The following is a 13,461-nucleotide window of genomic DNA, read 5'->3' on the forward strand; positions in this document are numbered from 1 at the left end:
TTTTGTTTGATAGGAAATTCCTTTTTATGTTTCGTTCTGCTGATCCGATTTCCTTTCTTTCGAATTTCTTTCAAAGTTCTTCCTTGTTTTTTCTTGTTCGCCGGACGTATTCCTTATGCTTTCTCTGATATCCTAATACTATCGAGAAAAAAGAAACATCCTGCGGGAGTGCCGGAATTCCACGCGTATGGATGGTTCGGGAGGAAAGGAGTCTGTAGATGGAAGCAGAAAGGCCGCGCCGAAAACTACTTGCCACCTGATGGGTCCGGATGTTATACTTTCCGGGATAATAGAAAAATCAGGGGGAGAAAGCAATGGAACAATATCACATTTTAGTGGTGGAGGACGATAAGGAAATCAGAGACGGCGTCGGAATTTATCTGAAAAATCAGGGCTATCAGGTTTTTCCTGCCGAAAACGGGCGGGAGGGCCTTTCGGTGCTGGAAAAGGAAACGATTCATCTGGCCATCGTGGATATCATGATGCCGGTGATGGATGGTATCACGATGACCATGAAGCTGAGAGAAACTTATGATTTTCCAGTGATTATGCTCTCGGCAAAGTCGGAGGAAATCGATAAAGTCACGGGACTGAACATCGGTGCGGATGACTATGTGACAAAGCCCTTTGCCCCGATGGAGCTGCTGGCTCGGGTCAATTCCCAGCTTCGCCGTTATGCCCGCTATCTGAAATTCGCAGGCGCCCAGGAGAACAGTCACATTCACGTGGTGGGAGGACTGGAGCTGAATGAGGAGACGAAAGAAGTGGTGGCGGACGGCAGGCCGGTGCGCCTGACGCCTTTGGAATTTAAGATACTAGCGTTGTTGATTCAATCGCCCGGCCGGGTGTACTCTGCGGATCAGATCTATGAAAGCGTCTGGAATGAAAGAGCCATTGCAACGGAGACGATCATGGTCCACGTCCGGAATATCCGGGAAAAGATTGAAGTCAACCCAAAGGAACCGAAATATTTGAAGGTTGTATGGGGAGTTGGATATAAAATTGAAAAGCAATAAAAAAGGACTGAAAATCATTATCTGCTGCGGACTGATGTTGATTTTAGGCGGAATCCTGGTGGCGCTCTATCCGTTCTTTTCCGATCAGCTGGAGGCGCAGGCCAAGGCAGACGCATCCAACGTTGTCACGCAGCGGGAGGATATCCGGGAGGAAGCCGTCGCCAATTATCTGAACCGCCTGTACTCCGGCGCGTATGGAATGTATTGGCAGTTAATGCAAAAAGAAGCGTCGTCCGTGATCTCACCCACGGATCTGATCTTCCAAGATCCCGATCGTGAGATCAGCGAGGAGAGCAGGGAATATTTCGACAGCCGGTTCGAAGATCTTTATACCAATTTTATGGACAGTATTGCCGAGAACGGCGGCAAATACCTGATCTTGGATGAGAAAACCGGGATTAAGCTGACCAACACCAAGGATGAGCTGGAGAGCATTGCCGGAGGTCAGACGCCCGCGTCGGGAGATGCCTGCTACGTGGCTTTCCGCTTTTTGGAATCCGGAGAACTGGAAGTGCCGGCTCTTACCATGGGAGATTGGCCGATGGAAAAGAGCCGGGAGCGGGTGGCGCTCAACACAGCCGGAACCATGCTGGATTCACTGGGAGAGTCTTCCTTTCGAGCCTATGAAGGTCTTGTGAAGGAACCGAAAAATATTTTGGTGGTTGTGACCTTTCCGGAAACACCGGTGTTGAGCGGTTGGTATGAGTATTATACGGGGGAGGCTTATGTCCTTTACAGCCGTACCCTCAACAGCGGCCTGGGGACTGCGGCGCTGGTGGGGCTGGCCATTGTGACATTACTGGCATTGCTCCTGCCGCTCTGGCGGACGCTGGGGGTGGGAGAAGGCAGATTCGGCCATATCCCTCTGGAACTCATTTTCACCGGCGGGTTGTTTTATCTCGGTATGATGGATATCGGAAGCGCCTTTTTCCTGATGATAGGAAATGTCTTAAACGGCAGTACGGCGGAGTCCATGGCTGCCGCGGGATTCTGGAGCCTTGGTGTGGATAACACCCAAAAGCTCCTGCTGGGATTCCATGTACTTTTGTGGGCCTTTGTTTTTGGACTTTGGTTCTGCCTGGTGCTTTCCCTTCGCCGCATCTTTGTGGTCGGCGTGAAGCGGTATCTGAAAGAACAGTGCTGGACCGTGCAGTTTTGCCGGTACCTTTGGAGGAAAATAAAATCTTTCTTTCTGCGTCTGGAACAGATCGACGTGACGGAACCGGGAAACCGCCGGCTCCTCTTGGCGCTGGGCGCCAATGCCCTGCTGCTTACCTTATTTTGCAGCATCTGGTTTGTAGGGATTCTCGGTATTTTGATCTACACCATTGTTATGTTCTTTGTACTTCAGCATTTCCAGGAGCGGTTCCGCAATCGGTACCAAGCCGTACTGGACGCCGCAAAGGAGATGGCGGAAGGCAATCTGGATGCGGAGTTTCCAGAGGAAGATCTGGGGACCTTTGAGCCTTTGAAACAGGAGCTGATTCAGATCCAATCCGGCTTTAAAGTGGCGGTTGAGGAAGAGGCGCGCAGCCAGAATTTGAAGACCGAACTGATCACCAATGTGTCCCACGATTTAAAGACTCCGTTGACGGCAATCATTACCTACATCGGGCTTTTGAAGGATGGGGCAGGCACCGAGGAGGAACGTCAGGGCTATATCGATACGCTGGAAAAGAAGGCGGCCAGGTTGAAACGCCTGATCGAAGATCTCTTTGAGGTCAGTAAGGCAGCCAGCGGAAACCTGAAGGTGGAAAAAGAGCCGGTGGATCTGGCGGAGCTGGTGAGGCAGGCAGCCTTTGAGATGGAGGATTCGATGGCCGATGCAGAACTCACTTTAAGGATTCACGTGCCGGAAGGAAAAATTCCATTGATGCTGGACAGCGGTAAAACTTTCCGGATTCTGGAAAATCTTCTCGGCAATGCAGCCAAGTACAGCGTGCCCGGCACCCGCGCCCATCTGGTTTTGGAGGATCTGGAACGTCAGGTGCGCCTGGAAGTCAAAAATGTATCGAAAAATGAACTGGATGAAAATCTGGATTGGCTGAAAGGGCGGTTTGTCCGCGGCGATAAATCCAGAAACACCGAGGGGTCTGGTCTGGGCCTTGCGATCGTCGAAAGTTTTGTGAAGATCCAGGGCGGCAGTTTTTCCATCGAGTCGGACGGGGATATCTTCAAGGCGATTGTGACCTTCCCGAAAGAAAAAAACGAAGAAATGAAAGAAGAGAGACCTTGACAAGGCCTCTCTTTTTTTGCGGTTTTTGGATTCGATTTTTTACCGGAAAAAGGAAGCGTTTGCATTGGAAAAAACGGAATAAATCACCTCGGATTCGTGCATGATTTAATAGTAGAAAAAGGAAAACCTATCTGAAGAGGAGGAGACTGTATGGCTGCATATAAAGTGGAAATCTGTGGGGTGAACACGTCCAAATTGCCGCTTTTAAAGAATGAGGAGAAGGATGCCTTATTCAAGCGAATCCTGGCCGGAGACAAAGAGGCACGGGAACAATACATCAAAGGAAATCTCAGGCTGGTTCTCAGCGTAATCCAGCGTTTTTCCGGCAATGGGGACAACATGGACGACCTGTTCCAGATCGGCTGCATTGGATTGATCAAAGCCATCGACAATTTTGACGTGACCCAGAACGTCAAATTTTCCACGTATGCCGTGCCAATGAAATAGGGAGAGGGAAAAACGGATGGCGCTGGATCTATTTCTCTGAGCGATAGAATTTTCGCAGGAAGGTTGACGAAGCCCCCGTTAGGAGCTATAGTAAATGTAAAGTAAACATTACAATGGATGGCTTATGATATTTCCCGTGTTTTTGACTGTTCGATCGAGGAGGTCTTCCTTTTTGAGGAGAGCCAGAGACGATCCTGGACGGAAAGGAGAAAAGGGTAGATGGCAATTAGAATCATTCGGATGTGGGACGATGAAATGCTTCGAAAGAAATGTAAATATGTGGCCGTGGTCGACGACCGGATCCGGCAACTTCTTGAGGATATGATGGACACTCTCCATGAGGCGGAAAACGGGGCTGCGCTGGCTGCAAATCAGGTGGGAATACTTAAGCGGCTGGTTGTGATCGATTACTGCGGCCAGCAGAGGAAGCTGGTCAACCCTCGGATCGTCGAGAGCAGCGGAACCCAGGAGTGCGTCGAGGGCTGCCTCAGCTTCCCCAACCGCTTTGTCCGGATCCTGCGTCCCCAGAAGGTTACGGTGGAAGCGTGGGATGAAAATGGGGAGACTGTTATCCTTACCGGGGAGGATGAGATGGCAAAATGTTTTTGCCATGAACTGGAGCATCTGGACGGCGAGATTTATCTGGACAAAGCGATCGGAGAGATCGAGGTCTGAGATTTATTTCCGGAGCGTTTCTTGTTTCAGCAGCAAAAGACCCAGGAGCGTGACCAGGCCTTCGGTGGCGGGGAAAGAGAGCCAAACACCCTGAATCCCAGCCAGATAGGAAAAAAGAAGCGCCATGGGCACCAGAACGATCAGCCCCCTCAGCAGGGAAAGGATATGCGCAGGCAGCGCCCGGTCCGTTGAGGTGAAGAAGATGGAAATCACAATATTTGTCCCCATGAAAAGGGCGGATGTAAAATACAATTTTAATCCCGCCGTTGCGATTTCCTGTAACTGTACATTCTGCTCGCTGTTAAAGACGCTGGTGATCGGGCCGGCAAACCAGAAGACGGCCAGGTAAATCAGTATTGACACAGCAAACACGGTTCGCAGGGTATAGCGAAGAAGCTGCCGGATTTTGACCGGATCAAAACAGCCGTAGGCCCGGCTGAGCAGTGGCTGGACCCCCTGAGCGATTCCCGTGTAGACAGCGGCGACCACAAGGGAGAGGTTGGCAATCACGCCGTAGGCGGCGACAGCCACATTCCCCTGAATTTTCAGTAAAATTGCGTTGTATACAATGATCACAATCCCAGAGGCAATCTCCGCCAGGAAGGAGGGGAAGCCTAAGGACAGGATGGGCGGGACCAGAGTAAAATCTGGTTTCGCTTTTTTGAAATGGAACGTGTTCTGCTTTTTCCACCAATGCCTGGATAATAGAAGCATACTGATCAGGGGCGCAAATCCGGTGGCCAGAACAGCGCCGAAAATCCCCATCTCCAAGGGGAAAATAAAAAGATAGTCTAAGAGGATATTGGAGAGGCTCCCACCCAGCATGGCCAGCATGGATAAGCGGGGATTTCCGTCGTTTCTCACAAAGCAGAGCAGGACTTCGTTGAGCAGGAATGCCGGAGAAAACAGCAGGATAACCGAAAGATAGGTGTTCGTCATTGCGAATACTTCGGAATCGGCGCCCATCAGCCTGGTCAGGGGGGCTGAGAAAAAAATTCCGGCCGTCAGGAAGAAAACGGCAAAGAGAGCGGTCAGGTAAAGGGTATTGGTGAACAGCCGGTCCGTATGGCCGGATGCCTGCTGCCCTTTTAGGATAGAAAATTTGGTTGCTCCTCCCATTCCCAGCATCAGCCCGTTTCCGTGGATGCAGCTATAGATGGGAAGCGCCAGATTTAAGGCGGTCAGCCCGTTCGCGCCCACTCCTTTTGAGATGAAGAAGGTGTCGGCGAGAATATAGCAGGATAGCCCGATCATTCCCAGGACATTGAAGGACGAATATTTGATAAACTCACGAAAGATAGACGGTTGCTTCATGGTTTCCTCCTGATATGGAATCCATCTTTGGAAAGCGGCGGGATTCCTGCTTTTTCGCAGGGAAAATAAAAAAACGCTGGCATTTCGTATCTTCAAAGGCCTAACGATACGAAATCCAACGGTGTGCTTACCCGGCGGCAAGTGAGAAAAGACAGATTCAATTGGTGTGGATTGATTATAGCAGATGGAAGGGGAAATGGCAAGAGGTCATTTCCCCTTCCGCAGCAGTTTTTACTCGCGCTCTCTCAGTTCGCCGGAGCGGTAGGCGGCCAGCAGTTCTTCCAGATCACGGATTTGCTCCTTTAAGAGCTTTCCGGTGTCTGTGTCGGCAACCACCTGGCGTTTGGTGACTTTTTCAACAACGAAGATCTCCGAATGGATATCGCTGCCGGTCCGGATCGCATCCTCGGTGGAGGTGAATGGCTCGTGGAAGACGAGTTTCAGACCGTAGGAATTGGAGATCAGTGTGTATCCGGCAATTCCGGTGGTGGACTGGTAGGCACGGGAGAAGCCGCCGTCGATGATCAGAAGTTTGCCGCCGCACTTGATCGGGGATTCGCCCTTTTTCTGCTTCACGGGCACGTGCCCGTTTACAATATGGGAATCCTCCGGCTCCAGGCCAAATTCTTCAAAGATTTTGTTGACGACCTCCTCATCGTTGTAAAGCTTATAATAAGGTGTTTTGGGCTCCTCATGGGACTTTTTATCTTTGATGAAGTACCGCTCAAAGGTGGTCATGCGCTCCTTGCCAAAGAGCGGGGAGGAAGCGCCGGTCCACAGATAATAAATGATATCCGTGGCATACATCTTTTCCGGTCCCGGATCCAGATAATAAGCTTTGCGGACATAATTGTCGAATACATCCATCAATTCTTTGCCCTTGTAGGTTTTTCCTTCCAGCTTTACCTCCCGGAAACTGCCGTCCGCATTCAGAGGAATGGATCCGTGGAAGAGCAGGTTGTTGTCATAGACCAGATAAAGGCTCCCTTTGCTCAGCAGGAAGCGGACATGCGCCTGCAGCTTGGAACAGCTCAGGAAGGAAGCTTGAAGCTTTTCCATCAGGATTTGTTCTGCTTCATTCAGCTTATAAGGGTCTTTCGGATCCACTGTGGGCAGATTAATGTCTTCCAGATCATAGGTCTGCCCATAGAGGGTGATTTTCTTGTTTTCATAGTCGATCTTATCAAGGAGCAGGCGGTCGTCCATGTGGAATTCCGGATGCCGTTTGATCAGCTGGCCTTCCAGCTTGAATTGCAGGATCGCTACCGCCTTGTGCATCTTGGTATCGGTGGGCAATTCCGTTTCATCATAGGTTTTCGGATCGTATTTGACTTTGAAGCAGGAGCAATCGTCATCACCGTAATATTCCAGGGCAAAACGCATCAGAGGGATCAGGTTGATGCCGTAGCCGTCCTCGATGGTGTCCAGATTCCCGTAGCGGGCGGTCAGCCGCAGCGCCGTAGCGATGCAGGCCAGATTGCCGCAGGCGGCGCCCATCCAGACCACATCGTGGTTTCCCCACTGAATATCCACGGAGTGATAGTTCATCAGCGTGTCCATGATGATATGAGGGCCGGGGCCCCGGTCATAGATATCGCCGAGAATGTGCAGATGGTTGACCACCAGACGCTGAATCGTGTGGGCGAAAGCGCCGATACACTCTGTGGCCCGTCCGGTGCGGATGATGGCTTCCAAAATGCCTTCATAATAGTTTTCTTTGTCGGTGGATTCATTGACCGCCACCAGTTCTTCGATCATATAGACAAAGGCCGGGTCAATGGATTTCCGGACTTTGGAGCGGGTGTATTTCATGGAGGCTCTGCGGGTCATCCGAATCATGCGTAAAAGCATGGTGCGGTACCAGTCGTGCATATTGATGCCGGTCGCTTCCACCAGTTTGATTTTTTCCTCCGGATAGTAGATCAGCGTGGCCAGATCGGTCTTGTCCTCCTGGGACAGCTCAAATCCGAATACATCGTCAATCTTGCTGCGGATGGTGCCGGAACCGTTTTTCAGAATGTGAATGAACTGTTCGTATTCCCCGTGAATATCCGTCATAAAATGTTCTGTGCCCTTGGGCAGCTGGAGGATGGAAGACAGGTTGATAATCTCCGTGCTGGCTTTGGCAATTGAAGGAAAACGATACGACAGGGTTTCCAGGTACTTCTTTTCTTCGTGGGTCATAAATGCTCCTTTCCCCTATGAAATGATCTTCCTCATTTTACCATAACTACAGAAAAAAAGCTATCGGATTTTCCTAAGCTGAGCATTGACGGGAAAGAAGAAATTGCTTATACTGTTACCATATGAAAAAGGTTAGGAAGCCGGATAGGGGATACCGGCATAAGAAACCTCAGGAGGAAAATAAATGCAGAAATTGAGCCAGGATACCATTTGTATCCAAGGAGGCTGGCAGCCGAAGAACGGCGAGGCCAGAATACTCCCGATCTATCAGAGCACAACGTTTAAATACAGCACCAGTGATTTCATGGGAAAACTGTTTGACCTGGAAGAAGAGGGATATTTCTATTCCAGACTCCAAAATCCCACCTGTGACGCGGTGGCCGCGAAGATCTGCGCCCTGGAAGGCGGCGTCGGCGCAATGCTGACTTCTTCCGGACAGGCGGCGACATTTCTGGCTTTATTTAATATCTGCGGGGCGGGCGACCATGTGATTAGCTCTGCGACGATCTATGGCGGCAGTTCCAACCTGATGACAGTTACGATGAAGAAAATGGGGATCGAGGTAACGCTGGTGGACCCGGATGCCAGCGAAGAGGAGTTGGAGAAGGAGTTCCGCCCCAACACCAAGGCAGTATTCGGGGAGACGATTGCCAACCCGTCTCTGGTAGTGCTGGACATCGAAAAATTTGCCCGCCTGGCCCATCGTCACGGTGTGCCGCTGATCGTGGATAATACCTTTGCGACGCCGATCAACTGCCGGCCTTTTGAGTGGGGCGCGGATATTGTGACCCATTCGACCACCAAATATATGGACGGCCACGCGGCGGCTGTGGGCGGCTGTATTGTGGACAGCGGAAATTTTGACTGGGAAGCTCACAAGGAGAAGTTCCCCGGACTGACGACCCCGGACGATTCTTACCACGGGATTATTTACACGGAGCGGTTTGGTAAGCTTGCCTACATCACGAAGGCCACCGCTCAGATGATGCGGGATCTGGGAACCTGCCAGTCGCCTCAGAATGCGTTCCTGCTGAATCTGGGGCTGGAGACACTGCATCTGCGGGTGCCCCGCCACTGTGAAAATGCGCAGAAAGTAGCAGAATATCTTCTGACCAGAGAAGAGGTGGCCTGGGTGAATTATCCGGGACTTCCGGACAACAAATATCACGCGTTGGCAGAAAAATATATGCCGAACGGAACCTGCGGCGTTATCTCTTTTGGTCTGAAAGGCGGGAAGGAAGTGGCGGTCCGCTTTATGGATCATCTGAAGCTGGGAGCCATTGTGACCCATGTGGCGGATGCCCGGACTTCAGTCCTGCACCCGGCCAGCCATACCCACCGGCAGTTAAACGAGCAGCAGCTGGTAGAAGCTGGGGTCCAGCCGGACCTGATCCGTTTTTCCGTGGGTATTGAAGGAGCCGATGATATCATCGCCGACATTGACCAGGCGCTGGCGGCCGGTAAGGAGTAAGAAATGCGTTATTTTGAAAAATCTCACAAATTGGACCATGTTTGTTATGACGTGCGGGGTCCGGTTGTAGATGAAGCGAACCGGATGAGCGCCCACAATATCGACGTGCTGAAACTGAATATCGGAAACCCGGCGCCCTTTGGATTTCAGGCGCCGGAGGAGATTATCCAGGATATGCAGGCTGGTTTGAAAAATGCCGAAGGCTATTCGGACTCCAAAGGCGTTTTCAGCGCCCGGAAAGCGATTATGCAGTACTGCCAGCTGAAAAAGATCCCGAATGTGGGCATGGAAGATGTCTACATCGGAAACGGGGTCAGCGAAATGATCATGATGGCGATGCAGGGGCTTTTGGACGACGGGGATGAAATTTTGATCCCTGCGCCGGATTATCCGCTGTGGACCGCCGCGGCCAACCTGGCGGGCGGCAAACCCGTGCATTATCTTTGTGACGAGGAGGCGGACTGGTTTCCGGACCTTGCGGATCTGGAAAGCAAGATTACGGACCGCACCAAGGGGATTGTGATTATCAATCCGAATAATCCGACCGGAGCCTTGTATCCCCAGGATTTGCTGGAGCGCATCGTAGAGATTGCGCGGAGGCATCAACTGATTTTATTCTCCGATGAGATCTACGACCGGCTGGTCATGGATGGGGAAAAGCATATTTCGATTGCTTCTCTGGCTCCGGATCTGCTCTGCGTTACGTTCAACGGTTTGTCAAAGTCACACCGGATCGCAGGCTATCGGAGCGGATGGATGTGCCTGAGCGGGGAGAAATCCCATGCAAAGGGCTATATCGAAGGGCTGAATATGCTTTCTTCGATGCGCCTGTGCGCCAATGTACCGGCACAGTTGGTGGTTCAAACCGCGCTGGGCGGTTATCAGAGCGTCGATGAACTGCTGCTTCCCGGCGGCCGGATCTATGAGCAGAGAGAATATATCTACCAGGCGCTCAATGAGATTCCGGGCGTGACAGCGAAAAAGCCGAAAGCGGCATTTTATATTTTCCCGAAGCTGGACGTGGCGCGTTTTGGGATTCTGAATGACGAGCAGTTTGCCTTGGATTTCCTGAAAGAGAAAAAAGTTTTGATTGTTCAGGGCAGCGGATTTAACTGGCCGCAGCCGGATCATTTCCGGATTGTGTATCTGCCGCGGGTCGACGAATTGAAAATGGCGGCGGGACGCCTGAGAGATTTCCTGGAAGGATACCATCAAAGGTGAAAAATCCGCATGGATTTTAGAGGTAATTAATTATAATTAAACAAGATATGAGGGGAAGGAAATGAAGAAAATGAAAAAGTATTTGGCTGTCCTGATGGCCTGCCTGCTGACAGTGGCAGGACTGGCGGGCTGTGGGGAAAAGGTTACGGCAACAGAGCTGGTCGACGCCATGAAAGCTCAGTGGGAGGACGCTTCTTCCATTGAAGCTGAGATGAATATCGACGGCACCATCAAAATTTCCTCCAATGGAATTTCTATGGAAATGATGCTGGAACTGGCGGGAAAACTTCAGACCGTCAAAGACAAGGGAAGCATCATCGACATGGGGATAACAGTGTCGGCTGCTGGACAGAAGCAGGCCATGGATATGCAGATGATCTCTGTTAAAGACGGCGATAAGGAGAAGGTTTACACTTATCAAAACGATATCTGGAGCTACAGCGAGGCGGATAAGGGCGACCAGGATTCCAGCAGCCAGTTGTCGAAGCTGATGAATGATAAGATGGAATGGACGCTGGAAAAAGATACGGAAAAGGTGGACGGTGAGGAAGCTTATGTTTTGACATCCACTGTAAATGGAAAGGATCTGATGGACGCATTCTCTGAGATGGCGGAAGTAAGCGAGAGCGACATCGAGGATATGGCGAAGGATGTGGACCTCTCCAAACTGAACCTGGACATTGTCTGGTTTATCAGCAAAGAGGATAAAACTCCGTTGAAAGCGGAAGTGGATTTTGGCGATTCCCTGAATCAGCTTTTTGAGGGCACGGAGCTGGCCGGAAGCAAGATCGAGCTCTCCTTTGAGATTACTGATTTTGGCTTTGACACGGTAAAGAGCATTAAGGTTCCGGATGAGGCCCTTGCGGCGGAGACACCCACGGAACCCGCGACGCAGCCGACCGAGACGGAGACGAGTCAGGTACAGTCCTCCGATGTTGGGACTTCCACTCAGCCCAGCACGGAAGACTATGAAGCGGCGGCCAAGGCGGTTAACGAGACCGGAAAGTTCTCTCTCTATGACAGTTATTCGGAATCCGGAATGACCGGAACATTGCCGGCTGGGTACCGCTGTGATTATGCTTCGGATACCATGGTCACTTTATCGGATGAATCCTATGAAGTGAATGTGACCTATACGCTCAATGGAAAATCGCTTTACGATGAGGAGGATCTGGCGTCGCAGGTCACCAGTTGGGTGGATTATATGAAGGAGGATACGGAGAACTATCAGAATGTAACGGCGACGGAGGTGCAAAAAGAGACCATCGGCGGCAAGGAAGTATCCTATATCCTGGTGACTTACCAGGCATTCGGCGATCGTCAGTACCAGGAGTATCACGCATGGGTAGACGGCGGCGCTGCATTTGGTATGGCAGAAATTGTTTCGTCCGGACCGGAAGCGACGGCGCAGGAGCTGATTACGCCGTTTGTGGAAGGACTTACTTTTTAAGATTGAGAGCGGGATTCCGAGGAAGCCCGCTCTCAATCTTTTTATCTTTCTTTTTTCAGATTCCGCTTGGCTGCATTCAATCCTCCGGTCATATGGCGGGTGCCGTCCAGAAAACAGGCGCGTTTTACGGCGTCTTCGCCAAAACGGCTTCGGATTCCGTCCACGGCATCGTCCAGCTTTGCCAGTTTCTCCCGCTTTTCCGGACTGTCGAACAGACTGTACTGGTGGATCTCCTCTTCGCATAGCCGGGAGGTCTGGACGCTGAGGAGCCGAATCGCCTGACGGCCCCATAGCTGGTCAAACAGACTGCAAACTTCTTCGTAGATCTCGGCGGTCACATCCGTGGGAGAGTCCAGAGTGACTTGATGGGAGCTGGTGACAAAATCGGAAGATAGGATCGAAACGGAGATCCGCGAGGCTTTCTTGGAGTCGGCGCGGAGCCGGGCCGCTACGGTTTCTGTCAGGGAGAGCAGGACTTGTTTTGCTTCTTCCGCGTTCGTCACATCGTGAGAAAGCGTGGTGGAATTCCCATAGCATTTCGTCTCCTCCGGCTCCGCCAAGACAGGGGAATCATCCAGGCCATTGGCGTAACGCCAGATGGTCTCTCCGTGCTTTTTCAGATGGGAGTGCAGCACGGAAGGATCTGTATTGGCAAGGTCACCGATGGTGTGGATGCCGAGGCTCCGCAGCTTTTTTTCCGCCGACTCCCCCACCAGATAAAGTTTTCCCACGGGAAGCGGCCACATTTTTGTTTGGATTTCCTCCGGGAACAGCGTGTGAACCCGGTTGGGCTTCTCAAAATCCGACGCCATTTTTGCTAAAAGCTTATTGGAGGATACGCCGATATTTACGGTGAATCCCAGTTCCCCTTGGATCGTATCTTTTAAACGGACGGCAAACTCAGTCAATGGACCGTAGAGCCGCTTTGTGCCGGTCATATCGCAGAATGCTTCGTCGATGGAGACCTGTTCAACGGCGGGGGCAAAGCGGAGAAGGACGTCGATAAAAGCTTTGGAACATTTTACATAGAGGGGAAAATCCGGCGGAACCACGACCAGTTCCGGGCATTTTTGGCGCGCGAAAAGGAGCGGCTCCCCGGTCCGGACTCCATATTTTCTGGCGGGAATGGATTTGGCCAGTACAATTCCGTGGCGCTTATGCTCATCTCCCCCGATCGCGGAGGGAATTTCCCGTAAATCCACCAGGGATCCCTGTTCCCGGATCTGATAGACTGCCTTCCAGCTTAAAAATGCAGAATTTACATCGACATGAAAGATTGTGCGCTGCGGCATGCTTGCTCCTTTCCCTCCGGCTCGCTTTTGGGGATAAAGGTCTTTTGCCATCGTGCGGCCGGAACCAGTTATCTTTAGTATATCAGTACATTTGTTCGGTGTAAAGGGGGAGTTCTTCTTTACAAATGCAGTAGGATATGTTATACTTCAACAAG

At 51.2% G+C, this 13,461-nt stretch carries 9 protein-coding genes and 1 pseudogene; 7 read left to right on the forward strand and 3 right to left on the reverse strand.

What is annotated here, in order from left to right; genetic code table 11:
- Positions 1-314: 314 nt before the first annotated feature.
- From MUB23_RS11250 to def, 4 genes and pseudogenes are all read left to right on the forward strand, one after another.
- Positions 315-1,016 carry a response regulator transcription factor gene (locus tag MUB23_RS11250; protein ID WP_244800577.1) on the forward strand — a complete coding sequence of 234 codons (702 nt, stop codon included), beginning with the start codon at positions 315-317 and terminating at the stop codon, positions 1,014-1,016.
- Entirely contained in the window at positions 1,003-3,252 is a 2,250-nt protein-coding gene (locus tag MUB23_RS11255; protein WP_244800578.1) for a sensor histidine kinase, read from the forward strand. The genes MUB23_RS11250 and MUB23_RS11255 overlap by 14 nt, the downstream gene beginning before the upstream one ends.
- Before the next feature lie 150 nt (positions 3,253-3,402).
- Positions 3,403-3,693: pseudogene (locus tag MUB23_RS11260) on the forward strand (sigma-70 family RNA polymerase sigma factor); the annotation flags it as partial.
- 225 nt (positions 3,694-3,918) lie between these two features.
- Positions 3,919-4,374: a peptide deformylase gene (gene def, locus MUB23_RS11265; protein WP_244800579.1), complete on the forward strand. Its 456-nt coding sequence runs from the start codon at positions 3,919-3,921 to the stop codon at positions 4,372-4,374.
- A 3-nt stretch (positions 4,375-4,377) separates the two neighbouring features.
- Here def and MUB23_RS11270 read toward each other — a convergent pair whose 3' ends face one another.
- Both MUB23_RS11270 and MUB23_RS11275 read right to left on the reverse strand, forming a co-directional pair.
- Positions 4,378-5,688 carry an MATE family efflux transporter gene (locus MUB23_RS11270; RefSeq protein WP_244800580.1) on the reverse strand — a complete coding sequence of 437 codons (1,311 nt, stop codon included), beginning with the start codon at positions 5,686-5,688 and terminating at the stop codon, positions 4,378-4,380.
- 231 nt (positions 5,689-5,919) lie between these two features.
- On the reverse strand, positions 5,920-7,872 hold the full coding sequence (locus MUB23_RS11275) for a fructose-1,6-bisphosphatase (RefSeq protein ID WP_244800581.1): 1,953 nt from the start codon (positions 7,870-7,872) through the stop codon (positions 5,920-5,922).
- Between the two features lie 184 nt (positions 7,873-8,056).
- Between MUB23_RS11275 and MUB23_RS11280 the strand changes: the two genes are divergently transcribed.
- From MUB23_RS11280 to MUB23_RS11290, 3 genes are all read left to right on the forward strand, one after another.
- Positions 8,057-9,343, forward strand: a complete 1,287-nt coding sequence (locus MUB23_RS11280) for an O-acetylhomoserine aminocarboxypropyltransferase/cysteine synthase family protein (RefSeq protein WP_244800582.1) — start codon at positions 8,057-8,059, stop codon at positions 9,341-9,343.
- Positions 9,344-9,346: 3 nt separating this feature from the next.
- A complete protein-coding gene (locus tag MUB23_RS11285; RefSeq protein ID WP_244800583.1) occupies positions 9,347-10,564 on the forward strand; it encodes a pyridoxal phosphate-dependent aminotransferase in 1,218 nt (405 codons plus the stop codon).
- 61 nt (positions 10,565-10,625) lie between these two features.
- The gene (locus MUB23_RS11290; protein WP_244800584.1) at positions 10,626-12,014 is read left to right on the forward strand and encodes a hypothetical protein; all 1,389 of its coding nucleotides are present in this window, start codon (positions 10,626-10,628) and stop codon (positions 12,012-12,014) included.
- 41 nt (positions 12,015-12,055) lie between these two features.
- Here MUB23_RS11290 and MUB23_RS11295 read toward each other — a convergent pair whose 3' ends face one another.
- A complete protein-coding gene (locus MUB23_RS11295) occupies positions 12,056-13,306 on the reverse strand; it encodes a DNA polymerase Y family protein (RefSeq protein WP_244800585.1) in 1,251 nt (416 codons plus the stop codon).
- Positions 13,307-13,461 lie beyond the last annotated feature (155 nt).

The organism is Cuneatibacter sp. NSJ-177 (assembly GCF_022867805.1).
Lineage (GTDB): Bacteria > Bacillota > Clostridia > Lachnospirales > Lachnospiraceae > Pseudolachnospira.